Source organism: Streptomyces sp. NPDC005803 (genome assembly GCF_040630435.1).
In the GTDB taxonomy this organism is placed as follows: domain Bacteria; phylum Actinomycetota; class Actinomycetes; order Streptomycetales; family Streptomycetaceae; genus Streptomyces.
On sequence record NZ_JBEXXO010000005.1, the window covers coordinates 298,544 to 323,581 of the forward strand.

General features: G+C 72.3%; 17 protein-coding genes. 10 read left to right on the forward strand and 7 right to left on the reverse strand.

Annotation, left to right across the window (positions count from 1 at the left end; all coding sequences use genetic code 11):
- The first annotated feature begins 55 nt into the window (after positions 1–55).
- From ABZ454_RS10230 to ABZ454_RS10240, 3 genes are all read left to right on the forward strand, one after another.
- Entirely contained in the window at positions 56–1,123 is a 1,068-nt protein-coding gene (locus tag ABZ454_RS10230) for a hypothetical protein (protein WP_359537037.1), read from the forward strand.
- A gap of 176 nt (positions 1,124–1,299) precedes the next feature.
- Positions 1,300–4,611 carry a S8 family serine peptidase gene (locus tag ABZ454_RS10235; RefSeq protein ID WP_359537039.1) on the forward strand — a complete coding sequence of 1,104 codons (3,312 nt, stop codon included), beginning with the start codon at positions 1,300–1,302 and terminating at the stop codon, positions 4,609–4,611.
- A gap of 188 nt (positions 4,612–4,799) precedes the next feature.
- Positions 4,800–5,828, forward strand: a complete 1,029-nt coding sequence (locus ABZ454_RS10240; RefSeq protein WP_356322455.1) for an aspartate-semialdehyde dehydrogenase — start codon at positions 4,800–4,802, stop codon at positions 5,826–5,828.
- 54 nt (positions 5,829–5,882) lie between these two features.
- On the opposite strand, the gene ABZ454_RS10245 is transcribed toward ABZ454_RS10240, so the two are convergent.
- A complete protein-coding gene (locus ABZ454_RS10245) occupies positions 5,883–6,383 on the reverse strand; it encodes a DUF1203 domain-containing protein (RefSeq protein ID WP_356322454.1) in 501 nt (166 codons plus the stop codon).
- Between the two features lie 113 nt (positions 6,384–6,496).
- Here ABZ454_RS10245 and pepN point away from each other — a divergent pair, with 113 nt between their 5' ends.
- Entirely contained in the window at positions 6,497–9,073 is a 2,577-nt protein-coding gene (pepN, locus tag ABZ454_RS10250) for an aminopeptidase N (RefSeq protein WP_356322453.1), read from the forward strand.
- A 310-nt stretch (positions 9,074–9,383) separates the two neighbouring features.
- On the opposite strand, the gene alc is transcribed toward pepN, so the two are convergent.
- The 5 genes from alc to ABZ454_RS10275 all read right to left on the reverse strand — a co-directional run bounded on the left by alc (position 9,384) and on the right by ABZ454_RS10275 (position 14,585).
- On the reverse strand, positions 9,384–10,523 hold the full coding sequence (gene alc, locus ABZ454_RS10255; protein WP_359537042.1) for an allantoicase: 1,140 nt from the start codon (positions 10,521–10,523) through the stop codon (positions 9,384–9,386).
- 65 nt (positions 10,524–10,588) lie between these two features.
- Positions 10,589–11,512: a LysR substrate-binding domain-containing protein gene (locus ABZ454_RS10260; protein WP_359537044.1), complete on the reverse strand. Its 924-nt coding sequence runs from the start codon at positions 11,510–11,512 to the stop codon at positions 10,589–10,591.
- A gap of 140 nt (positions 11,513–11,652) precedes the next feature.
- Positions 11,653–11,865 carry a hypothetical protein gene (locus tag ABZ454_RS10265; protein WP_356322471.1) on the reverse strand — a complete coding sequence of 71 codons (213 nt, stop codon included), beginning with the start codon at positions 11,863–11,865 and terminating at the stop codon, positions 11,653–11,655.
- A gap of 38 nt (positions 11,866–11,903) precedes the next feature.
- Positions 11,904–14,315, reverse strand: coding sequence for a 4-alpha-glucanotransferase (gene malQ / locus ABZ454_RS10270; protein ID WP_359537046.1), 2,412 nt, complete (start codon positions 14,313–14,315; stop codon positions 11,904–11,906).
- Positions 14,316–14,585 (reverse strand): hypothetical protein, encoded by a 270-nt coding sequence (locus tag ABZ454_RS10275; protein ID WP_356322449.1) that lies wholly within the window; start codon positions 14,583–14,585, stop codon positions 14,316–14,318.
- Positions 14,586–14,895: 310 nt separating this feature from the next.
- Between ABZ454_RS10275 and ABZ454_RS10280 the strand changes: the two genes are divergently transcribed.
- Entirely contained in the window at positions 14,896–17,892 is a 2,997-nt protein-coding gene (locus ABZ454_RS10280; RefSeq protein WP_359537048.1) for a beta-N-acetylglucosaminidase domain-containing protein, read from the forward strand.
- A 241-nt stretch (positions 17,893–18,133) separates the two neighbouring features.
- On the opposite strand, the gene ABZ454_RS10285 is transcribed toward ABZ454_RS10280, so the two are convergent.
- Positions 18,134–18,670, reverse strand: coding sequence for an HNH endonuclease (locus ABZ454_RS10285; protein WP_359537049.1), 537 nt, complete (start codon positions 18,668–18,670; stop codon positions 18,134–18,136).
- A gap of 433 nt (positions 18,671–19,103) precedes the next feature.
- Here ABZ454_RS10285 and ABZ454_RS10290 point away from each other — a divergent pair, with 433 nt between their 5' ends.
- The 5 genes from ABZ454_RS10290 to ABZ454_RS10310 all read left to right on the forward strand — a co-directional run bounded on the left by ABZ454_RS10290 (position 19,104) and on the right by ABZ454_RS10310 (position 25,036).
- A complete protein-coding gene (locus tag ABZ454_RS10290; RefSeq protein WP_359537051.1) occupies positions 19,104–20,174 on the forward strand; it encodes a mechanosensitive ion channel family protein in 1,071 nt (356 codons plus the stop codon).
- 385 nt (positions 20,175–20,559) lie between these two features.
- Positions 20,560–21,783, forward strand: a complete 1,224-nt coding sequence (locus ABZ454_RS10295) for an ROK family transcriptional regulator (protein WP_356322445.1) — start codon at positions 20,560–20,562, stop codon at positions 21,781–21,783.
- Positions 21,784–21,842: 59 nt separating this feature from the next.
- Complete coding sequence (locus tag ABZ454_RS10300; RefSeq protein WP_359537054.1) at positions 21,843–23,180, forward strand: ABC transporter substrate-binding protein; 1,338 nt, start codon at positions 21,843–21,845, stop codon at positions 23,178–23,180.
- A gap of 10 nt (positions 23,181–23,190) precedes the next feature.
- The gene (locus ABZ454_RS10305) at positions 23,191–24,132 is read left to right on the forward strand and encodes a sugar ABC transporter permease (RefSeq protein ID WP_356322443.1); all 942 of its coding nucleotides are present in this window, start codon (positions 23,191–23,193) and stop codon (positions 24,130–24,132) included.
- Position 24,133: 1 nt separating this feature from the next.
- Positions 24,134–25,036 (forward strand): carbohydrate ABC transporter permease, encoded by a 903-nt coding sequence (locus ABZ454_RS10310; protein ID WP_356322442.1) that lies wholly within the window; start codon positions 24,134–24,136, stop codon positions 25,034–25,036.
- The last annotated feature ends 2 nt before the right edge of the window (positions 25,037–25,038 follow it).

Consider the following 25,038-nt stretch of genomic DNA (forward strand, 5'->3'; position numbering starts at 1 on the left):
CGACGGGCCTGTAACAGGGGTTAGGGTGCCGGTCGCCGGCGGGATACACCGGAGCATGACCCAGAACACTCCGCTCTCCCCCTGCCACCTCCGCATCACCTCCGACGTCCGGCGACGCGTGCTGTCAGCCGCCCAGTTGAAGGCCGTCGGGGTCTCTCCCGCACAGGCCGCCGAGCAGTGCCGGCCCGGAGGGCCGTGGCAGCAGCCGCTGCCCGGCGTCTTCGTGCTGCACCCGGGTCCGCTCAGCGGCCGGGAGCGGCTGCGGTCGGCCCTGCTGTACGCGGGACGGCCGCCGGCCGCCGGGCGGCGGGCCGCCCCGGCGCGGGCCGGCGGCACGGATCCCGGGTACGGCGAGGCGATGATCACCGGGCTGGCCGCGCTCTCCCTGTACGGCTTCGCCGCCGCGCCGCCCGCCGTCTCCACGGACCGCATCGACGTGCTGGTGCCCCGCGTGCGCCGGCTGCGCTCGGCCCGGTACGTCCGCCTGCTGCGGACGTCGGAGCCGCCACGGCCGGAGCAGCTGGACGGAATGCCGGTGGCGCCGGTGGCCCGCGCCCTCGCGGACGCCGTGGCCGGACTCGGGGACGCGCACGCGGTACGGCGGCTGCTCACCGAGGCGGTGCGCGGTGGCCACTGCGAACCGGCGGTCGTGGTCGGTGAGTTGAACCGGGCCAAGATGCTCGACCGCCCCCAGGTGGTGAACGCCGTGGACTCGCTGCTCGCCGAGGGGCGGGCGCTGGCCGAGGAGCGGCTGTACGACCTGGTGCGCGCCCACGGGCTGCCGGAGCCGCTGTGGAACGTGGACCTGCGGCTGCCCGGCGGTCCGCACCTGGGCGCGGTCGACGCGTACTGGCCCGAGGAGGCGGTCGCCGTGGAGCTGGACACCAGGGCCCCGCGCCACAGCCGGCTCGACGACGACCACCGCCAGGAGGAGCACGAGGCGGAGTGGTCCGCGTACACCGCCCGGCGCGAGCACCTGGAACGGCTCGGTGTCACCGTCGTCCACCTCACGCCGGAGAAGTTGCGTGACGCCGGGGAGCAGCAGGCGATCGTCGTCCGGACGGCGCTGATGGCGGCGGCCGACCGCGAGCCGGCGGCGTACGTGATGATCCTGCCCCGGTGAGGCCCCCACTCGCCGCGTTTCCACCCTTTCGTCCCGTGTGACGCTCCGGCCCCACTGGCGGGATTCCGCCATGTGCACAACTAGCCCCCCACAACTCTCCACAAACCCCTGTCATTTACGAAAGGGTGAGCGGTCATCCGGTACCGATTTCCGGACTCTCTCTTTCAGATACAGGGATGCTGATGACCTCCGAATCCCCCAGCTCCATACCCGGGGCGAGACGCGTCGCCCGCGTCGCGGCCGCCGCCGGACTGGTGGCCGCGCTGGCCGCCACCGGTGCCGCCCCCGTCTTCGCGGCCGACGACCCGGCCACCGCCCCCGTCAAGGCCGCCGCCGGCGACAGCCCGGCGGACAAGCTCGGCACGGCCGACGCCGATGTTCTCGCCAAGGCCGAGGCCAAGGGCGAGAAGAACATCACGATGATGGTCGCCACCGCCCCCGGTGCGACCGAGCAGGTCACCGCCCAGCTGGACGCCGTCAAGGGCTCCGTGCTGGGGCGTACGTACGACAAGCTCGGCTACGTACGGGCCACCGTGCCCACCGCGGCCGCCGAGGCCACCATCAAGGCGGCCTCGAAGCTGACCTCCGTCCACGGCATCGATCTCAAGCAGGAGATCATGCTGGACGACCCGACCCCGGCGGCCGACCGGGCGACCGGTGGCAACGCTACGGTGAAGTCGACCGGGACCTACCCGGCGCCCGGGAAGAAGACCCCGGCGAAGAACCCGTACAACCCGTCCTTCGAGACGGGCGCGGTCGACTTCGTCCAGCAGCACCCGAAGGCCGACGGCCGCGGCGTGACCATCGGCATCCTCGACTCGGGTGTCGACCTCGGCCACCCCGCGCTGCAGAAGACCACCACCGGTGAGCGCAAGATCACCGACTGGGTGACGGCCACCGACCCGGTCAGTGACGGCGACGGCACCTGGCTGCGGATGACGGACGCCGTGTCCGGCCCGACGTTCACCTACGGCGGCCGTACCTACTCGGCCCCGGCGGGCTCGTACAAGGTCAGCGTGTTCAAGGAGGCCGCCACCAAGGGCGGCGACATGGCGGGTGACCTCAACCGCGACGGTGACACCACCGACGCGTGGGCCGTCCTGTACGACGCGGTCACCGGCACCACCCGGGTCGACCTGAACGACAACGCGGACTTCTCCGACGACGCCGTCCTGAAGCCGTACAAGGAGAAGCACCAGGTCTCCTACTTCGGTACGGACGACCCGCGGACCGACGTCGTCGAACGCATCCCGTTCGTCGTGGAGACCCGCAAGAACGTCGTGTACGACGCGGCGGGCCACACCTCGGACTACGTGAACATCGGCGTCATCGAGTCCGAGCACGGCACCCACGTCGCGGGTATCACCGCCGCGAACGGCCTGTTCGGCGGCAAGATGAACGGTGCCGCGCCCGGCGCGAAGATCGTCTCCTCGCGCGCCTGCACCTGGTCCGGCGGCTGCACCAACATCGCGCTGATGGAGGGCATGACCGACCTCGTCGTGAACCGCGGAGTCGACGTCGTCAACATGTCGATCGGCGGCCTGCCGCCGCTCAACGACGGCAACAACGCCCGCGCGGAGCTGTACAAGCGGCTCATCGACATGTACGGCGTCCAGCTGGTCATCTCGGCCGGCAACGACGGCCCGGGCGTCAACACCATCGGCGACCCCGGCCTCGCCGACCACGTCATCTCCGTCGGCGCGTCGATCTCCAAGGAGACCTGGGCCGCGAACTACGGCTCCGCCGTCACCAAGAAGTACGACATGATGCCGTTCTCCTCGCGCGGTCCGCGTGAGGACGGCGGCTTCGCGCCGACCCTGACGGCCCCCGGTGCCGCGATCAACTCGACGCAGACCTGGCTGCCCGGCGGCCCGGTCAAGGAGTCGGGATACACCCTCCCGGCCGGCTACTCCATGCTCCAGGGCACGTCGATGGCCTCCCCGCAGGCCGCCGGCGCGACCGCGCTGCTGCTGTCCGCCGCGAAGCAGAAGCACATCGAGCTGCCCCCGGCCGACCTGCGCACCGCGCTGACCAGCACCGCCACCCAGATCAAGGGAGTGCCCGCGCACGCCCAGGGCGCCGGTCTGATCAACATCGTCGGCGCCTGGAAGCAGCTCGAGAAGAAGGGCGCCCCGGCGCACGAGTACACGGTGAAGGCCCCGGTCGACACCGCGATCGACTTCGCGCTGAAGACGCCGGGCTTCGGCACCGGCCTGTACGACCGCGAGGGCGGCCTCAAGGCCGGCCAGAAGAAGTCGTACGACGTCACAGTGACCCGCACCACGGGCCCGGACAAGGACGTCCGGCACAACCTGTCCTGGAAGTACAACGACGGCACCTTCACGCTGGCCGGCCCGAGCACCGTCTCGCTGCCGCTCGGCAAGCCGGTGACGGTCAAGGTCCAGGCGAAGCCGGGCAGCGCGGGCGTGCACAGCGCGATCCTGCAGCTCGACGACAAGAAGACCTCGGGTGTGGACCAGCAGGTCCTGACGACGGTCGTCGTCGCCAAGGACCTGGTGCAGCCGGGTTACGCGTACGCGGCGTCCGGCTCGGTGCAGCGCAACAGCACCACGTCGTACTTCGTGAACGTCCCGCAGGGCTCGAAGACCCTTGAGGTCGCCATGAGCGCGCTGCGCTCGGGCAGCCAGACCCGCTTCATCTCCATCCACCCGTACGGGGTGCAGGTGGAGGACAGCGGGACGCCGTTCTGCTACCCGAACTACGAGAACCCGGCCAACACCTGCCGCCCCGACGTGCGCTCGTACGCCGACCCGCAGCCCGGTGTCTGGGAGATCGAGGTCGAGGCCCGGCGTACGTCGCCGCTGCTCGACAACCCGTACAAGCTGGACGTCTCGCTGCTCGGCGCGACCTTCGACCCGGCGGTGCAGACCATCGCCGAGGCGAAGATCGGCACCCCGACGGCCGTGGACTGGACCGTCACGAACCACGCGAGCGCCCTGGCGGGCAAGCTCAAGGGCGGTTCGCTGGGCTCGGCCGCCGTCGAGCGTCCGTCGATCTCCACGGGCGGCTCGTACGTCAAGGAGGTCACCATCGGTGAGGGCGTCGAGAAGCTGGACGTCGCCATCGGCGGCACCTCGGACGCCAACGCCGACCTCGACCTGTACGTCTACAAGGGCGCGGCCCAGGTGGGCGCCTCCACCACGGCCGGTTCCGAGGAGACCGTCAGCCTGGTGAAGCCCGCCGCGGGCACGTACACGGTCCTCATCGACGGGTACGACGTACCGGCCGGCACGACCGAGTACGACTACCGCGACGTGTACTACTCGTCGTCGCTCGGCACGATCAACGTCGACGAGTCGAAGGCCGTGAACCTGGCCCCCGGCGCGTCGGCCCAGGTCGGCGCCGAGGTCGCGGTCGCCGGGGCGGCCCCCGAGGGCCGGCAGTTCTTCGGCGAGGTCCAGCTGGTGAACGCACGCGGCACCGCCGCGGGCACCGGCAGCGTCGTGATCGAGAAGGTCACTCCGTAACCGCACCGCGGTGAACAGGTGATCGGTACGGCAATGGGGCGGGGGCTCGCGGAGCTCCCGCCCCACTGTGCTGTCCGCCACTCGTCCGCCACTCGTCCGCAGGTCGGACAATGGATTGGACAAGGAAGCCGTGGACAGACGCATCATGGACCGGCAACCGTGCCCGTTCGTTGTTCGAAGGAGTCCCCGTGAAGGTCGGAATCGTCGGTGCCACCGGTCAGGTCGGCACAGTCATGCGCAGGATCCTGGCCGAGCGGAAGTTCCCGGCCGACGAGCTGCGGCTGTTCGCCTCCGCGCGCTCGGCGGGCTCCACCATCGAGTGGCAGGGGCGGGAGATCACCGTCGAGGACGCCTCCACCGCCGACTACACGGGCCTGGACATCGTGCTCTTCTCGGCCGGCGGCGCCACCTCGAAGGCCCTCGCCGAGAAGGTGGCCGCGCAGGGCGCCGTCGTGATCGACAACTCCTCCGCCTGGCGCAAGGACCCCGAGGTCCCGCTGGTCGTCTCCGAGGTCAACGCGCACGCGATCGCCCACCGCCCCAAGGGCATCATCGCCAACCCGAACTGCACCACGATGGCCGCCATGCCCGTGCTGCGCCCGCTGCACGACGAGGCCGGCCTGGAGGCCCTGACCGTCGCCACGTACCAGGCGGTGTCCGGCTCCGGGGTGGCCGGCGTCGCCGAGCTGCACGGCCAGGCGTCCCAGGTCGTCGCCGACGCCGACAAGCTGACCCACGACGGCCGGGCCGTCGACTTCCCCGAGCCGGGCGTCTACAAGCGCCCCATCGCCTTCAACGTGCTGCCCCTGGCGGGCTCCATCGTCGACGACGGGTCCTTCGAGACGGACGAGGAGCAGAAGCTCCGCAACGAGTCCCGCAAGATCCTGGAGATCCCGGAGCTGAAGGTCTCCGGCACCTGCGTCCGGGTCCCGGTCTTCTCCGGTCACTCGCTGCAGGTCAACGCCCGTTTCGCCCGTCCCGTCAGTGTGGAGCGCGCGTACGAGCTGCTGAAGGACGCGCCCGGCGTCGAGCTCTCGGAGATCCCCACCCCGCTCCAGGCGGCCGGCCAGGACGCGTCCTTCGTCGGGCGGATCCGGGTCGACGAGACCGTGGAGCACGGCCTGGCGCTGTTCGTCTCCAACGACAACCTGCGCAAGGGCGCGGCGCTGAACGCGGTGCAGATCGCGGAGCTGGTGGCGGCGGAGCTCGCGGGCTGACCGTATTCGGCCCCTCCGGCGATCGAGGAGCGGGGCCCGGGGCGGGGCCCCGGGTCAGGCTCGGCGTACCTCGAAGTGCCAGCAGCCGTACTCCACGGCCCGCACGTGCACCAGCGCCACCTCCGGATCGGCGAAGGCCTCCGCGAAGGCCTCGTCGTACCCCCGCTCCTCGTCCGCCGGGATCTCCAGCAGCCGGCCGCCCACGATGTGGCCCTCCGCGTTGTAGCGCCGGACGGTGCGCAGCGCGCCCGCCCGTGAGAACGGGTATCCGGGCCGGCCGCTGTCCGGCCCCTCGCACTCCTCGGCGTGGATGAAGACCGGCCCCTGTTCGTCGTACGCCCCGGGGCGGGCCCAGGCCGCCGCCGCCCACCGCCGCAGCGGCGCGTACGACACGAGGGCGATCCGCTCCCCCACCTCGTTGCCGCGCAGGCAGCAGCGCAACGGGTTGCCGGCGTCCGTGGCGGTGTACGGGGCGCAGGCGCGCCCGGCGTCGTCGGTCTCCCGGAGTTCCTTGAGCGCGGCCGGTTCGATCGCGCGTGCCTCATAACTGGTCATGCGACGAGCGTGCCGCGCCCCGCCACTCCGGTCCGGCGGAAAACGGACATCGCCCTGGGCGCGGGTCCCGTGGAAGGATGACGGAAAACATCACAGAACAAGGAGATGACCGCGTGCCTGGCACGAATCTGACCCGCGAAGAGGCACAGGAGCGGGCGCGCCTGCTGACCGTGGACGCGTACGAGATCGATCTCGACCTCTCCGGAGCGCAGGAGGGCGGGACCTACCGGTCCGTCACCACCGTGCGCTTCGACTCCGCCGAAGCCGGTGCGGAGACCTTCATCGACCTGGTCGCCCCGGCGGTGCACGAGGTCGTGCTGAACGGCAAGGCGCTGGACGTGGCGGCCGTGTTCCGCGACTCCCGGATCACGCTGGCGCACCTGGTGGCGGGCTCCAACGAGCTGAAGGTCGTCGCCGACTGCTCGTACACCAACACGGGCGAGGGCCTGCACCGCTTCGTCGACCCGGTCGACGAGCAGGCGTACCTGTACACCCAGTTCGAGGTCCCGGACGCGCGGCGCGTCTTCGCCAGCTTCGAGCAGCCCGACCTGAAGGCGACCTTCCGGTTCACCGTGAAGGCCCCGGCCGGCTGGACCGTGATCTCCAACTCGCCGACGCCCGAGCCGAAGGACGACGTGTGGTCGTTCGAGCCGACGCCGCGCATCTCCACGTACATCACGGCCCTGATCGCCGGGCCGTACCACTCGGTGCACAGCAGCTACGAGAAGGACGGCCAGACCGTCCCGCTCGGCATCTACTGCCGCCCCTCGCTGGCCGAGTACCTCGACGCGGACGCGATCTTCGACGTGACCCGGCTGGGCTTCGACTGGTTCCAGGAGAAGTTCGACTACGCGTACCCCTTCGCCAAGTACGACCAGCTCTTCGTCCCGGAGTTCAACGCGGGCGCGATGGAGAACGCGGGCGCGGTCACCATCCGCGACCAGTACGTCTTCCGTTCCAAGGTGACGGACGCGGCGTACGAGACGCGGGCCGAGACGATCCTGCACGAGCTGGCCCACATGTGGTTCGGCGACCTCGTCACCATGGAGTGGTGGAACGACCTGTGGCTGAACGAGTCGTTCGCCACCTACACGTCGATCGCCTGCCTGGCGCACGCCGACGGATCGCGGTGGCCGCACTCCTGGACCACGTTCGCCAACTCCATGAAGACGTGGGCGTACCGCCAGGACCAGCTGCCCTCGACGCACCCGATCATGGCGGACATCCGTGACCTGGACGACGTCCTGGTCAACTTCGACGGCATCACGTACGCCAAGGGCGCCTCGGTCCTGAAGCAGTTGGTGGCGTACGTCGGCATGGACGCGTTCTTCCAGGGCGTCCAGGCGTACTTCAAGGCGCACGCGTTCGGCAACACGCGCCTGTCCGACCTGCTGGGCGCGCTGGAGGAGACCTCCGGTCGCGACCTGAAGACCTGGTCGAAGGCGTGGCTGGAGACCGCCGGCATCAACGTCCTGCGCCCGGAGATCGAGACGGACGGCAACGGGCACGTCACCTCGTTCACCGTCCTCCAGGAGGCCCCTGCGCTGCCGGCGGGTGCGAAGGGCGAGGCGACGCTGCGTCCGCACCGGATCGCCATCGGCTGCTACGACCTCGACGCGGCCGGCAAGCTGGTGCGCACGGACCGGATCGAGCTGGACGTCGACGGCGAGCGCACCACCGTGCCGTTCCCGGCCGGTACCGCGCGCCCGGCCGTCGTCCTCCTCAACGACGACGACCTCTCGTACGCGAAGGTCCGCCTCGACGAGGAGTCGCTGCGGGTCGTCACGGAGCACCTGGGCGACTTCACCGAGTCACTGCCGCGCGCCCTGTGCTGGGCGTCGGCCTGGGACATGACCCGGGACGGCGAGCTGGCGACGCGCGACTACCTCTCGCTCGTCCTGTCCGGGGTGGGCAAGGAGACGGACATCGGTGTCGTCCAGTCGCTGCACCGCCAGGTGAAGATGGCGCTGGACCTGTACGCGATGCCCGAGTGGCGCGAGGCGGGTCTGACGCGGTGGACCGAGGCGACGCTCGCGCACCTGCGTGCGGCGGAGCCGGGCAGTGACCACCAGCTGGCCTGGGCCCGTGCCTTCGCGGCCACCGCACGCAACCCCCAGCAGCTCGACCTGCTGCAGGCGCTGCTCGACGGCACCGAGTCGATCGAGGGCCTGGCCGTCGACACCGAGCTGCGCTGGGCCTTCGTCCAGCGGCTGGCCGCCACCGGGCTGCTCGACGAGGAGGAGATCGACGCCGAGTACGCGCGCGACCGGACCGCCGCGGGCGAGCGTCACGCGGCTGCCGCCCGTGCGGCGCGGCCCTCCGAGGAGGCGAAGGCGGAGGCGTGGGCCTCGGTCGTCGAGTCCGACAAGCTGCCGAACTCCCTGCAGGAGGCGGTCATCGGCGGGTTCGTCCAGACCGACCAGCGCGAACTGCTCGCCCCGTACGCGGAGAAGTTCTTCGCCGCGGTGAAGGACGTCTGGGACTCGCGGAGCCACGAGATGGCGCAGCAGGTCGCCCTCGGTCTCTACCCGGCCTTCCAGGTGTCCCAGGAGACCCTGGACGCCACGGACGCCTGGCTGGCCTCGGCCGAGCCGGGCGCGGCCCTGCGCCGGCTGATGTCGGAGTCCCGGTCGGGCGTGGAGCGGGCGCTGAAGGCCCGGGCGGCGGACGCCGCGGCGGCGACCGCCTGAGCGGCGCACTGCCGTAGGCGTGAGGGGCGCCTCCTTCGGGAGGCGCCCCTTCATGTTCAGGCCCTGGTGCGGGCAGAAGGCGCCCCCTCACGCTCAGGCCGTGGTGCGGGCGACCGCCGGATCACTCCGGTTGCGGCGCCGGGCGCCCCCTCACGTTCAGGCCGTGGTGCGGGCGGCCGCCGGATCACTCCGGTTGCGGCGCCGGGCTCCCCTTCGGCCGTCCGGGGCGTGGAAACCCGCCCGGCGGGCGGGCGCGGGTGCGCAGCCGTCCGCCGGGCGGGAGCGGGGCGGGAGCGGGGCGGGGCGGCTCTCAGGCGCCCGACTCCTCGTAGCGGCGAGCCAGTTCGGCCGCGCCGGACTCCGTCAGCGAGCCGTGCAGGCGCATCCTGGCCACGCCGCCGTCGGGGAACGCGTCGAGGCGGACGTGGGTGACGACGGCCTGGGCGCGGAGCGGGAAGCGGTGCGGGGTGTCGGGCTGGAGCCTGGTGCGCGGGATGATCTCGAACCATTCGCCCGTCTCGCCGTCGCGGCCCTGGAGGGCGATCCAGCCTGCCGCGTTGCCCTTGAGGTAGGCCGTGTCGATCTCGACCGCGCGGACCGCGCCCTGGGCGGGCAGCCTGAAGCGGACCCAGTCGTTGGTGTCGCGGACGCGGCGGCGGCGGTTCTCCCAGCCGTCGTCCATCTTGCGCGACGTGCCGGGCAGGATGATCTGGGTCGGCGAGGAGTAGAAGCGGTCCGAGGCGTCCTCGTAACTGCCGCCGTTCAGGACCGAGATCAGGTCGCACGTGCCGAGCGTCGCGAGCCAGGACGGGTCGGGGAGCACCTCGCCGTGCACCCGGAGGCGGGCGATGCCGCCGTCGGGGTGCTGGCAGAGGCGGAGGTGGGTGAAGCGGCGCCCGCCGGTGATCTCGAAGCCGTTGGCGGCGTGCCCGCGTACGGGGGTGGGCGGGACGATCTCCTCCCACTTCACGTCGTCGGCGAGGAGTTCGGCGGGCCCGGGCGAGCCCTCGACGGCCGTCGCCTGGACCGAGACGCGCTGCGGGTAGTTGCCGCGGAAGTGCGCGGTGTCGACGACGATGCCGCGGATGATGCCGGGGGCGCCGAGCCGGATGAGGGCCCAGTCGTGCTCGTCGGGGGCGGGGAACGGGTGGGCGGCGTCCGCGCCGCGCCTGCGGCGGGTCTCCCAGCCGTCCATGATCTTGCCCTTGTGGCCGAAGCGCTCGGGGTCGAAGACGGCGCGCTCCCGGACCAGGAGGTTCTCGCGCTGGGCGAAGAACTCGTCGTTGGCGGCGATCACGCCCGCGCCGAGACGGCGGTCGGCGAGGTCCACGAGCGCGGTGAAGGGCAGCTCGGCGGTGCGGTAGTCGGCGTACGGGTCACCGCCGCCGTACGGGGCCGCGTCGTTGGCGTGGGGGTCCTCGTGGTGGTTCTCATTCTGTCCGAAGGTCATGCGTGCACTGTCGTACGACGGAAGCCATCAGGTCCATCGAATGTTTCCGCACACATCGTTAAGCCCTACTGAAGAGTGCTGAGGCGTCGGGCCGCTGCACGCAGCGCCGCGAGCACCCGGGCCACCGCCGGGCCGTCCTCGGCCCCCTGCCGGACCGCCGACACCACGTGGCGGCGGGGCCGGTCCGCGTCGAGGACCCGCATCACCACACCGCCACGGCCCCGCCGCTCCGCCGACGCCATGCGCGGGACGAGTGCGATCCCCATTCCCGCCTCGACCATGGCGAAGATCGCGGTCCAGCCGGAGGCGCTGTGGGCCTGCTCCGGGACGAAGCCCGCGGCCTCGCACGCGGCCGTGGTGATCTCGGACCAGGGGCCCGAGCCGCCGAAGATCCATGGTTCGGCGGACAGGTCCGCCAGCCGCAGCTCCGGTGCGGCGGCGAGCCGGTGACCGGCCGGGAGCGCCACGTCCAGCGGGTCCGCGAGCAGCGGCAGCACGGCGAACCGGGGGTCACGGGCGGTCGGCGCGTGGGCGGCCAGCGAAAGGGCCAGGTCCGCCTCGCCGGCGACGAGGAGTTCGTACGCCTGCGCCGCCTCGGCCTCCCGGACCCGCACGTCCGGCCCCGGACGGTCCCCGTCACGCAACGACCGCACGGCCGGCACGACCAGGGAGGGGACGGCGGTGGCGAACGCCGCGATCCGCACCTCCCCCGCCTCGCCGCGCAGATAACCCGTCAGTTCGGCGTCTGCCCGCTCCAGTTGGGCGAAGACCGCCTCGGCGTGCCGCAGCACCAGGTGGGCGGCGTCGGTCAGACGGACGCGCCGGCCCTGCGCCTCCAGGAGGGGTACGCCGAGCTGCCTGGACAGGTTGGAGAGCTGCTGGGAGACGGCCGAGGGGGTCATCAGCAGCGCCTCGGCGGTCGCCGTGACGGTGCCGCGGTCGCGCAGGGTGCGCAGGATGCGCAGCTTCTTGACGTCCCACTCGGTCATGGCCGCAACCTACCGGGGCACCCGGGCCGCGCAGCCGCTCCCGCGCCTGCTCCGGCTCCGGCTCCGGACATGCGAATGCGCCGCGCGGTACGTCGGTACCGGCGGCGCACCCGGGATGTCCGGGGTGTCCTGGGTGCGGACTAGGCCTGCTTCTTCGACTTGTCGAGGACCATGACCAGGCCCGCGATGACCGCGAACAGGACGAGGGGGGCCACGACGTAGAGACCGATCGTGTCGATCACGCTCAGGCCCGGACCCGGGTCGTCGCCGTCGTCGCGGGTGAGCGCGAGCGCGGGGGACGACATCAGCAGCATCATCAGCGTCGTTCCGGCGGCGACGGCGCCGGCGCGCATAGCGTTCTTCTTGTCCACGGTGCAAACGTAGCGAACGCCTACGCGGGCCGCTCGCCCGGGGGTGCCGTACGGGTCCTCGAAGGCTCATGACGCGGTCTGAGGACGTCCATCAGCCGGTGCAGCCGGGGTGAGGCGGCGAGTTCCTCCAGGGTGACCGGGTGGCCCTCGGCGTCGGCGATCGGCAGCCGCCAGTTGGGGTACTCGTCCCAGGTGCCCGGCAGGTTCTGCGGGCGGCGGTCGCCGATCGTGTCCGGCAGCCAGACGCCGGCCATGCGGGCGGGGGTGCGCAGCAGGAAGCGGTGGACGGCTCGGACGGCCGCCTCCTCGTCGTCGCCGCCCTCGGGGAGCAGGCCGAGGCGGGAGAGCAGGCCGAGCCACTCCGCGGTGTCGGTGCCGTCCGCGATGCGCTCCTCGTCCAGCGGGCGGGTCAGCAGGCCGAGGCGGTGCCGCAGCGTCACATGGTCACCGGTCAGCCGGGCCGCGGTGGACGGCAGGTCGTGGGTGGTGGCGGTGGCCAGACAGTCCTCGCGCCACTGTCCGGGGGCGAGCGGGCGGCCGGTGCCCGACCAGTCGCGCTCGAACCAGAGCACGGAGGTGCCGAGGACGCCGCGTCGGGCGAGCGCCTCGCGGACGCCCGGCTCCACGGTGCCGAGGTCCTCCCCTATGACGACGGCGCCGGCGCGGTGGGCCTCCAGGACGAGGACGGCGAGCATCGCCTCCGCGTCGTGGCTGACGTAGGCGCCCTCGGTGGGCGGGCGTCCTTCGGGCACCCACCAGAGCCGGAAGAGGCCCATGACGTGGTCGATGCGCAGGGCTCCGGCGTGGGCGAGGAGTCCGCGCAGCAGCCCCCGGTACGGGGCGTAGCCGGACGCGGCGAGCGCGTCGGGTCTCCAGGGCGGCAGCCCCCAGTCCTGGCCGCGGGCGTTGAAGGCGTCCGGGGGTGCGCCGACGGACATGCCGTGTGCGAAGGCGTCCTGCTGGGCCCAGGTGTCGGCGCCGCCGGGGTGCACGCCCACGGCGAGGTCGTGGACGATGCCGACGGCCATCCCGGCGTCCTTGGCGGCGCGCTGGGCGGCGGCGAGCTGAGTGTCGGTCAGCCAGGCGAGCCGGCAGTGGAAGTCGACCCGGTCCAGCAGTTCGGCGCGGGCGCGGGCGGTCTCCTTGGAGCGGGGGTCGCGCAGACCGGCCGGCCAGGCGTGCCAGTCCGAGCCGTGCGCCTCGGCGAGGGCGCACCACAGGGCGTGGTCCTCCAGGGCCTGCCCCTGCTCGGCCAGGAAGTCGCAGTAGGCGGCGCGGCGGCCGGGCGTGAGGGGTACGCCGACGAGGATGTCGAGGGCCTGCCGCTTGAGCGCCCATACGGCGTCCCGGTCGATCAGTGCGCCCTTGTTCAGCACGGCGTCGCTGAGCTCGCCGGCCCGGCGGCGCAGTGCGTCGAGGGCGGCGGGGTCGGGCGCGTGCCCGTACTCCGGGACGGACTCGATGTGCAGGTGCACCGGGTCGGGGAACCGCCGCGAGGACGGGCGGTAGGGCGAGGGGTCGGTGGGCGTGCCGAGGACCGCGGCGTGCAGCGGGTTGACCTGGACGAAGCCGGCGCCGAGAGAGCGGCCGGACCAGGAGGCGAGATCGGCGAGGTCACCGAGGTCTCCCATGCCCCAGGAGCGGGCGGAGAGCAGCGAGTAGAGCTGGACGAGGAATCCGTGGCTGCGCGCGGGCGGCTGCGGGACCCGGGCCGGGGCGACCACGAGCGTGCAGCTCTCGGCCGGCGCGCCCGGAGCCCGGACGGTCAGCCGGTGCACGCCCAGCGGCGGTTCGGCCCACCAGCCGGGCGTGGAGGGGGTCTGCGGCGCGGTCGTCCCCCACACCACGGGGGCGTCGCCGGCCAGGTCCGCGAGGGCCTCGCCCACCGGCGTCGGGGAAACAAGCAGGGAAGCGTCGGCGGCCGGTGCCGCGGAGACCGGCGCGAGGGTGTCGCCGGCCGGGGTCCCGGAGACAAGCACGGGAGCGTCAGCCGCCGCTGCCTCGCGGGGGGCTGCCGGGGCGCCGGCGCGCGGCGCGGCCGCCGCTTTCGCGGGAGCCGCGGCGGGCAGGACGGCTCCCAGGCCGGAAACGGCCGGAATCGTATCCCTGGCGGGGACGCGCATCGGGGTGGGCGGGGCCGCGCCGGGCTCTTCCGGACGGACGGTCAGCTCCGTGCCGGGCGGCAGCGTGGTCAGGGCCCGGGGCGGTGGCTCACCGGCCCACACCACCAGCGTGGCCGGGAGCAGCCGGGAGCCGGCCGCGGATTCGGCGGCGGCGAGCGCCTCCCGTACCGCTTCGGGCGTGGCGGCGTCGACACCGAGCGCGGCGAGCACCGCGACGACCGTGCCCTCGGGGACGGGCACCGTGACATCGGCGGACGGGGAGAAGGAGGTGGCGACGCCGTGCAGTGCGGCGAGCCGGGACAAGCCCATTCAGACTCCTGGGGACTCCATGCCCCGAGCGCTGCCGGATGACGGCTCGCTGGTCAGCGGGGCGAGGACGGCGAGCGGGGGTTCGCTGGTCAGAGGTGTGGCATCGGCGAGCGGGGGCTCACTGGTCAGGGGTATGGCGTCGGCCAGCGGCGCCTCGCTCGTGAGGGGGCCGGGGGCGCCGAAGGCGGCCGGGGACACGCTGATCAGCCGGGCGGGGCCCGGTACCTGCGGAGACAAGGCGGAGAGCAGAAGCTGCGCTGCGGCGGGCATGGTGGCCTCCTGGCCGTGGGGAACAGGACACAGCAGACCTACCCAACGGACACGGCCGCAGACGTAGGCGTCATGACAACGAGTTCAACGTGCTTCGGGTCACATTCCGTTCCCCGGAGGTCCGTTCCCCGTAAGACGTCCGCCGATTCCGGCCATTCGGCGTCGTCTTTCGCGTGGGCCGACGACGGTCGCACGCCCCTCGTCCAAGGTTCCATACCGGGCATTCAACCCACAGCGCCCAGGCGCATTGACACCCTCGCGCGCGGGTGGTGGGCTCGGAGCCCACCGGTGGGAGCGAGGGGGAACAGGCATGCAGCTCAGGCGCAGGAAGCACGCGACGGCCGTCGCCGTGGCCGTGCTCGGCGGGCTGCTCTCCGCGGGCGCCCCGGCCGCCGTCGCCGCCCCCTCCGCGCCCGGCGCCCCCGCCGTCACCACCCCGGACCGCAACGACGACGCCCCGCCCCCCGTGTGGCCCCGGCCGCAGAGCATCAAGGTGTCCGGGCCCTCGGTCCCGCTCACCGGCGAGGTGACGCTCGTCGCCGACGACCGGGCCGATCCGTACGCGGTCGACGCGCTCCGTCAGGTGCTGCGCGAGGCGGGCGTACGGTCCGTCCACGAGGCGCTGCCCGGCGCCGGGCCCGTGATCCGGTTCGGCGGGGACGGCGCCGCGGACGCCCTGCGCACACTGCGCGCGCCCGACCGCGCCGATCTCCCGTCCGGCGGCTACCGGATCGCGGTCGGCCACGTCGCGGGCCGGGACACCGTCGCGGTGGACGGAGTGGGCGACGACGGCCTGTTCCACGCGGTGCAGACGCTGCGCCAGCTCACCGGGGGCGGCCGGATCGCCGGCGTCACCGTCCGGGACTGGCCGGACGGCGCCGTACGCGGGATGACCGAGGGCTTCTACGGTCAGCCCTGGTCCCAGGAGGAGCGGCTCGCCCAGCTCGGCTTCATGGGACGCACCAAGCAGAACCGGTACCTCTACGCGGCCGGCGACGACCCGTACCGGCAGGCCCGCTGGCGCGAGCCGTACCCCGCCGGGCGGCGGGCCGAGTTCCGCGCGCTGGCCGAACGGGCCGCCGCCGAGCACGTGACGCTCGGCTGGGCCGTGGCTCCGGGCCAGTCCATGTGCCTGTCGTCGGACCGTGACGTGCGGGCGCTGACGAAGAAGATCGACGCCATGTGGGCGCTGGGCGTGCGGGTGTTCCAGGTGCAGTTCCAGGACGTCAGTTACAGCGAGTGGCACTGTTCGGCCGACGCCGACACCTTCGGCAGCGGCCCGCAGGCGGCGGCCAGGGCCCAGGCCCGGGTCGTGAGCGCGGTGGCGCGGCACCTCGCGGAGCGCCATCCGGGCTCGGAGCCGCTGTCCATGATGCCGACCGAGTTCTACCAGGACGGGGCGACGGACTACCGCACCGCGCTCGCCGGCGAGCTCGACGAGCGGGTGCAGGTCGCCTGGACCGGCGTCGGGGTCGTGCCGAAGACCATCACCGGCGGTGAACTGGCCGGTGCGCGCGCCACCTTCCGCCACCCGCTGGTGACGATGGACAACTACCCGGTCAACGACTACGCGCAGGACCGGATCTTCCTCGGCCCCTACACCGGCCGGGACCCGGCCGTCGCCGGCGGGTCGGCGGCGCTGCTGGCCAACGCGATGGAGCAGCCGTCCGCGTCCCGGATCCCGCTGTTCACCGCCGCCGACTTCGCCTGGAATCCGAAGGGGTACCAGCCGCAGGAGTCCTGGCAGGCGGCCATGGACGACCTCGCGGGCGGCGACGCCCGCAGCCGGGAGGCGCTGCGCGCACTGGCCGGCAACAGCGCCGGGTCCGTGCTGGGCGGTGACGAGTCGGCGTATCTGCGGCCGCTGCTCGCCGCGTTCTGGAAGTCCCGTACGGCCGAAGGCGCCCCTGCGCGCGACGAGGCGGCGCGCCGGCTGCGGGCCGCGTTCACGGTGATGCGCGAGACCCCGCAGCGGCTGGCCGGCCTGGCCGACGGGCGGCTCGACGACGAAGTGCGGCCGTGGAGCGAACAGCTTTCGCGCTACGGCCGGGCCGGCGAACTGGCCGTCGATCTGCTCCAGGCGCAGGCGCGCGACGACGGGGCGGCCGCCTGGCAGGCCTCCCTGGCCCTGGAGCCGGCCCTGAAGGCCGTGCGGACGGGCGGCGCGACGGTCGGCAAGGGGGTGCTCGCCCCGTTCCTCGACCGGGCCCGCAAGGAGGCCGACGCGTGGACCGGCTCGGATCGCGACAACGGCACGGTGACCGAGGCCCCGGGCAGCTACACGGTGCGCTTCGAGCGCGCCCGCCCGCTGGAGGCCGTCACCGCGATGACGCTGCCCGGTAGCGACGCGGCCGCCTCGGGGGCGACGGTCCAGGCCCATGTGCCCGGCGAGGGCTGGCGCGGCCTCGGCGCCCTGTCGGCGAGTGGCTGGACCCAGTCGCCGGGCCAGGGTGTGCGGGCGGACGCGGTCCGGATCAGCTGGCCGACCGCCACCCCGTCGGTCACCGGCGCACCGCCCCTGATCATCCCCCCGCTCGCCGGTGCCGCCCCGTCCCCCGGTACGGCTCCCCGGGTGCGCTCGCTCGTGCCGTGGTTCGGCGACGAGCCCGCCGCCCGGCTCGCTCTCGCGCGCGGCGAGACGGACGCCGAGATCGGCGGTGCGCCGCAGCGCGTCGAGGCGCGGCTCTCCGCGCGCCGCCCGGCCGAGGTGCGCGGCGCGCTCACGGCCAAGGCGCCCAAGGGCATCACGGTCCGGGTGCCGAAGCGGACGACCGTGCCGCGCGGTTCCCGCACCGGGGTGCCCGTGGAGATCACCGTCGCCGCGGACACGCCCGCCGGTGAGTACCAGGTGCCGTTCTCCTTCGGTACCGAGGAGACCACCCTGACCGTCCGGGCGTTCCCCCGCACGGCGGGCCCCGACCTGCTGCGTACGGCCACCGCCTCCTCGTCCGGCGACGAGACCGCGGACTTCCCGGCGGCGGCCGCCTCGGACGGCGACCCGGAGACCCGCTGGTCCTCGCCGGCCGAGGACGGCGCCTGGTGGCAGGCCGAGCTGCCGGCCCCCGCCCGGGTCGGCCAGGTGGTGCTGGAGTGGCAGGACGCCTACGCCTCCCGCTACCGCGTCCAGGTCTCCGCGGACGGCCGCACCTGGCGCACGGCGGCCACGGTCCGCAACGGCGGGGGCGGGCGCGAATCGGTCCGGATGGACGCGAAGGACACCCGCTTCCTCAGGATCCAGGGCGACGGGCGGGCCACCGAGTACGGCTACTCGCTCTGGTCCGTCCAGGCGTACGCCGTGGCGGAGTAGGCCGCCCGGCGGACACCAGGACGGCGCACCGGGTCCTGCGGGGGCCCGGGACGTCGGACGACGCGGGCCCGGGACCGGGACCGGAACGGCCGCAGGCCGCAGGCCGCAGGCCGCAGGCCGCAGAACAGCACAGGTCCAGGGCGGCGCACCGGGACGTCGGACGACCGCGGGCCCGGGACCGGAACGGCTGCAGGCCGACACAGGCCCAGGACGGCGCAGGACCGGGCGCAGGACCGGGTTCTCAGGCTGATATGCCGTCGATCCGGGCCATCGCGTCGTCCGCGCCGAACGGCTGCAGGTAGGGCAGCCAGCGGGGGTCCCGGTGCCCCGTGCCGATGATCCGCCAGGCCAGGCCGGTCGGCGGGGCGGGCTGCTGGTGCAGACGCCAGCCGAGCTCGGGCAGATGGCGGTCGGCCTTGACGTGGTTGCAGCGGCGGCAGGCGGCCACCACGTTGTCCCAGGCGTGCTGCCCGCCGCGGCTGCGCGGGATGACGTGGTCGACGCTGGTCGCGGCGGCGCCGCAGTACATGCAGCGCCCGCCGTCCCTGGCGAAGAGCGCCCGGCGGGTGAGGGGGACGGGGCCTCGGTACGGGACGCGGACGAACCGCTTCAGCCGGACGACGCTGGGCGCCGGAACGGCGCGGGTGGCACTGTGCATGAGGGCGCCGGACTCCTCGAGGCAAATGGCCTTGTTCTCGAGGATGAGGACGAGCGCGCGGCGGAGTGGTACGACGCCGAGTGGCTCGTACGACGCGTTGAGAACCAGGACATGCGGCACGTGGACGCCTCCTTGTACGCCGGCGGCGCGTGGCTCGCGCCGGGACGATCCGGTCTCAGTCTCCCCTCAGGCCTGGTCATAGCGCCACCACGTGCGAGTAACGGGCCGGAAGGATTTTTTTCTCCGGGACCCTGCCGCCCGTACGGGAGGACGCGCCGCGACAGGCGCTTCGAGGGGCCTTCCGCCGCGACCGCCCGCGCTGTGCGATCGGCCACAGGCCGCCTCCGCACACCGCCGCCGCTCCTCGCCGGACCGGTCCCTCAGCCCGCCCGGCACAGGGGAGGCGGCGTCACCCGGCCCCCGTGCACCGGGCGGCCCTACCTCTTGCCTATCCCCGGGTGAGACGCGTCTCTCCCCTCCGTCACGGCAACGGAGCATTCCGGATGCCCCGTTAGTGTGGTTGTTCAGCGCTCGCCCAGCCGGAGGTTCCGCCGTGTCACTGTCCGCCCTGTTGGCCGCAGCCCCGTCACCCGAGCCCGGCGGCTCGCTGGACGATGCCGCGAAGCAGGCAGGCAACGCCGCGAGCTGGGTGGAGCAGAACTGGTCCACCTGGCTGAACACCGGTCTGCGGATCGTGCTCATCGCCGCCATCGCGATCGCGTTGCGCATCGCCGTCCGCCGCACCCTGACCAAGCTCATCGAGCGCATGAACCGCAGCGCCCAGGCGGTGGAGGGCACCGCGCTCGGCGGTCTGCTGGTCAACGCGGAGCGGCGCCGGCAGCGCTCGGAGGCGATCGGCTCCGTACTCCGTTCGGTGGCCTCGTTCCTGATCCTCGGCACGGCCGCCCTGATGATCCTGGGCGCGTTCCAGATCAATCTGGCCCCGCTGCTGGCCTCCGCGGGGGTCGCCGGAGTGGCGCTCGGCTTCGGTGCGCGCAACCTGGTCACCGACTTCCTGTCCGGTGTCTTCATGATCCTCGAGGACCAGTACGGCGTCGGCGACACCATCGACGCGGGCGTCGCCTCCGGCGAGGTCATCGAGGTCGGCCTGCGGGTCACCAAGCTGCGCGGCGACAACGGCGAGATCTGGTACGTCCGCAACGGCGAGGTGAAGCGGATCGGCAACCTCAGCCAGGGCTGGTCCACCGCCGGCGTCGACGTCCAGGTACGCCCCACCGAGAACCTCGACCGGGTCCGTACGGTGATCACCGAGGCCGCCCAGCAGATGGCCAAGGACGACCCGTGGACCGAGCGGCTGTGGGGCCCGGTGGAGATCCTGGGCCTGGACTCGGTGCTGCTGGACTCGATGACGGTCCGGGTGACCGCGAAGACGATGCCGGGCAAGGCCCTGGGGGTGGAGCGCGAGCTGCGCTGGCGCATCAAGCGCGCCTTCGACGAGGCCGGCATCCGCATGGTCGGCGGCGTCCCGGCCCTGCCGGACGAACCGTCGGCCGCCGACCCCACGGCCGCGATGGCGGCCCCTTCGGCGTACGCCTCGACCACGTCGCCCCAGTCCCTGGCGACGACGCCGATACCGCCGGCTGCGCCGAGCATCACGAAGTAGCGCGCGGTCGTACGCCCGCCGCCCGGACGAGGGGCACCCCGCGAGGTCTGCGGGGTGCCCCTCGCTCCGTCCTGGCCTTGCGCCGCTGTCATGTGGCCCGCATCACATCACTTTCGCCGGCGGTCGGTTCGCCAGGGACCCATCCCCGCCGCAGCGGCCGCCGAGCGGTCCGAATAGTGCGCACCTCGGTTCACCGAGAACGACTTCGGGCATGCACAACACGTGACCCCGCCCCCGCGCGAGACCGCGGTGCCCGGGCGCCGCCCTGCCCAGGTAACGCTTTGGCTTCCACCGCGCCGCAGGCCATTGACGGCCAGGTGGCGCGCGTCCTACGGTCCTCCCACCGAATAGGAAACTTTCCTAACAGAGGGCGGGTGTAGTGACCATGGCCGGAACCACGCCGGGAACCCCCCGCGTTCTGCGCGCCATGAACGACCGCGCCGCCCTTGATCTGCTGCTGGAGCACGGGCCCCTGTCGCGGACCCGGATCGGGAAGCTCACCGGGCTCTCCAAGCCCACCGCCTCCCAGCTGCTGGCCCGGCTGGAGGCGGCCGGGCTGGTCGTCGCGACCGGGACCGCCGCCGGGCGGCCCGGGCCCAATGCGCAGCTGTACGCCGTCAACGCTACGGCCGCCCATGTCGCGGGGCTCGATGTGAACGCCCAGCGGATCGTCGCCGCCGTCGCCGACGTGACGGGCGCGACCGTCGGGGAGTTCGAGCTGCGGACCCCCGGGCGGCGCGCGGACAGTGTGGTGCGGCAGGTGGCGGACGCGCTGGACGGGGCCGTCAAGGAGGCCGGGCTGACCCGGTCCGATGTGCACCGGGTGGTCATCGGCACGCCGGGCGCGTTCGACCCGGGCACGGGCCGGCTGCGGTACGCCTCCCACCTGCCCGGCTGGCACTCGCCCACCCTGCTGGACGAGCTGGCGGCCTTCCTGCCGATGCCGGTGGAGTACGAGAACGACGTGAACCTCGTCGCGGTGGCCGAACAGCGGCTCGGCGCGGCCCGGGGGCACGACGACTTCGTGCTGCTGTGGAACGAGGAGGGCCTCGGCGCCGCCCTCGTCATCAACGGCCGCCTGCACCGCGGCTTCACCGGCGGCGCCGGTGAGGTCGGCTTCCTGCCGGTGCCCGGCGCCCCGCTGGTCCGCCAGGTCACCAAGGCGAACTCGGGCGGGTTCCAGGAGTTGGCGGGCGCCCAGGTGCTCGCCCGGCTGGCCCGTGAGCTCGGCATCGACGACGAGGCGGTGCGCGGCCCCGGCACCCATCACGAGATCGCGGCCGCGCTGGTGGGCCGGGCGGCCGAGGCGGCGGAGCGGGGCGAGGGCGGACCGTACGGCCGGCTGCTCGACCAGTTCGCCACCGGGCTGGCGACCGGTCTCGCCTCCATGGTCGCCGTCCTGGACCCCGAGGTCGTCGTGCTGTCCGGTGAGCTGATCGCGCGCGGCGGGGAACCGCTGCGCGGCCGGGTGGCGGCCGAGCTCGCCGAACTGGCGGCGTCCCGGCCCCGGCTGATCACCGGCGAGGTGACCCGTCGGCCCGTCCTGCGCGGCGCGCTGGAGAGCGCGCTCGCCACCACCCGCGACGAAGTGTTCGACACCTCGCGCTGATCCCGCACGTCCACGTAAGCCCTCCTTCCCGTCCCAACCCCTCATCGGGAGATCCCACCATGTCCGGAAACCGCCGGAAGCCGGCCGTCGCGCTCGCCGCGACCGCCGCGATAGCCCTGTTCGCCTCCGCCTGTACCGGTCAGAGCGGCTCCGGTGCCAGTGATGACGCGTCCAAGGAGACGACCATCAACTTCTGGCACGGCTGGAGTGCCCCGAACGAGGTCAAGGGCATCCAGGACACGGTCGACGCCTTCGAGAAGGCGCATCCGAACATCCATGTGAAGGTCGTCGGCAACATGACCGACGACAAGATCAACCAGGCGCTCCGCGCGGGCGGTTCCAAGGCGCCGGACGTCGTCTCGTCGTTCACCACGAACAACGTGGGCAAGTTCTGCTCGTCGAAGGCGTTCGTCGACCTCAACCCGTTCCTGAAGAAGGACGGCATCGACGCGGACGCGACCTTCCCGAAGGCGATGAACGAGTACACGCAGTTCGACGGCGTGCGCTGCACGGTGCCGCTGCTGGGCGACGCGTACGGGCTGTACTACAACAAGGACGCGTTCGAGGCCGCCGGGATCACGAGCCCGCCGAAGACCTGGTCCGAGTTCGCCGCCGACGCCAAGAAGCTGACGAAGACCAAGGGCGACTCGTACGAACAGCTCGGTTTCATGCCGAACTACCACGGCTACGAGTCGACGACCGAGCACTACCTCGGCAGCTGGAACCCGACGTACTTCGACGCGGACGGCAAGTCCAACATCGCCAAGGACCCGGCGTTCACGTCGATGCTCACCCAGCAGAAGAAGCTGGTCGACTCGCTCGGCGGCTACCGGAAGCTGGAGAAGTTCCGTACCGGCTTCGGTGACGAGTGGGGCGCGAAGCACCCGTTCCACACCGGGCAGGTGGCCATGCAGCTGGACGGCGAGTGGCGGCTAGGCATGGCCGAGGACACCAAGCCGGAGTTCGAGATCGGCGTGGCCCCGATGCCCGTCGCCGACGACGAGGCCGACACGTACGGCAAGGGCTACCTGACCGGCACCATCGCCGGGATCGCCGCCACCTCCGAGAAGCAGAACGCGGCCTGGGAGCTGGTGAAGTTCATGACGACCGACACCGACGCGGTGGTGAACTTCGCCAACGCCATCCACAACGTGCCCTCCACGCTTGCCGCGCTCAAGTCGCCGAAGCTGAAGTACGACCCGCGCTTCAAGACCTTCCTGGACATCGCGGCCAACCCGGACTCCACCACCACCCCGCCCTCGGTGAACGGCGGCGCGTACCTGACGTCCCTGCAGAACCTCGGCTTCGAGGTCGAGAAGGGCACCCAGAAGGACATCGAGGCGGGCCTGGAGAAGACCGCGAAGGAAATCGACGCGGCGATCGCACAGGCGAAGTAGAGCCGACGCGATGAGCACGTACACACTGCGTTCGAAGCGCCGCCGTGCGGCGCTGCGGACGGCGGCCTTCATGTCACCGTGGCTGATCGGGTTCTGCGTCTTCTTCGCCTACCCGCTGCTCTCCACGCTCTACTTCTCCTTCACCAGTTACGACGGGTTCACCGCTCCGGAGTTCAGCGGGCTGAAGAACTGGTCGTTCGTCTTCAACGACTATCCGCTGTTCTGGCCGGCCCTGCGCAACACGCTGTGGCTGGTCGTGGTCATGGTCACCTGCCGGGTGGTGTTCGGCCTCGGTGTCGGCCTGCTGATCACCAAGATCAAGACGGGCGCCGGGGTCTTCCGGACGCTCTTCTACCTGCCGTACCTGGCCCCGCCGGTCGCCGCCACGCTGGGCTTCGTCTTCCTGCTCAACCCGGGCACCGGACCGGTCAACTCGATCCTCGGTGACCTCGGCATGGGGACCCCGGGCTGGTTCACCGACGCCACCTGGTCCAAGCCGGCGCTGACCGCGCTCGCGGTGTGGGGGGTGGGCGACCTGATGGTGATCTTCATGGCCGCGCTGCTCGACGTACCGAAGGAGCAGTACGAGGCGGCGGAGCTGGACGGGGCGTCCCCGTACCAGCGGTTCCGCTTCGTCACGCTGCCGAACATCTCGCCGATCATCCTGTTCGCCGTGGTCACCGGCATCATCCAGACGATGCAGTACTACACCCAGCCCCTGGTGGCCGGGAAGGTCGCCTCGGGTGTCATGGGCGGCTCGGGGCAGCAGTTCGAACCGGGCTACCCCGACAAGTCGACACTGACGCTTCCGCAGCTGGTCTACAACCTCGGTTTCCAGCGCTTCGACTACGGCTCCGCCTGCGTGGTCGCTCTCGTTCTCTTCGTCCTCGCCATGGCGTTCACCGCACTGCTGATGCGGCGCCGCAGCGGGCTGATCCAGGCAGGTGAGTGACGTGGCGCAGGTTCTCGGCACACCGAAGGCCGCCGGCCCGGCGAGTGACCCCGTCACCCCGGCCGAGCGGGTCGCCCGCCGCACGTCGCTGCTGCGCTGGATCGCCGTGCACTCGCTCGGCGTCGCGGCCGCGCTCTTCTTCGTGCTGCCGTTCGTCTTCCTCTTCCTCACCTCGCTGATGAGCGACCAGCAGGCACTGACCCGTGACCTGTGGCCGCACCCCTTCGAGTGGAGCAACTACAGGGATGTGTTCGACACCCCTGGCTTCCTCACCTGGTGGAAGAACACCCTGCTGTACGCGGGCCTGGGCACCGTCCTCACGGTCGTCTCCTCGCTGCCCGTGGCGTACGCCCTCGCCAAGTTCCGTTTCCGCGGCCGGCACCTGTCGCTGATGCTGGTCATCTCGATGATGATGCTTCCGCCCCAGGTCGTCGTCATCCCGATGTACCTGTTCTGGGCCAAGCAGCTGGACATGTCCGGCACGCTCTGGCCGCTGATCATCCCGATGGCGTTCGGCGACGCGTTCTCCATCTTCCTGCTGCGGCAGTTCCTGCTGACCATTCCCGACGAGTACCTGGACGCGGCGAAGGTCGACGGCTGCGGCGAGTTCCGCACCCTGCTGCGCGTCGTGATCCCGATGGCCAAGCCGGGCATCGCCGCCGTCGCCCTCTTCCAGTTCTTCTACGCCTGGAACGACTACTTCGGCCCGCAGATCTACGCCTCCGAGAACCCGGCGGCCTGGACGCTGAGTTACGGACTGGAGTCCTTCAAGGGCGCGCACCACACCGACTGGAACCTGACCATGGCCGCGACCGTACTGGTCATGGCCCCTGTGATCGTCGTCTTCTTCTTCGCACAGAAGGCATTTGTCGAGGGCGTCACACTGACCGGAGTAAAAGGCTGATT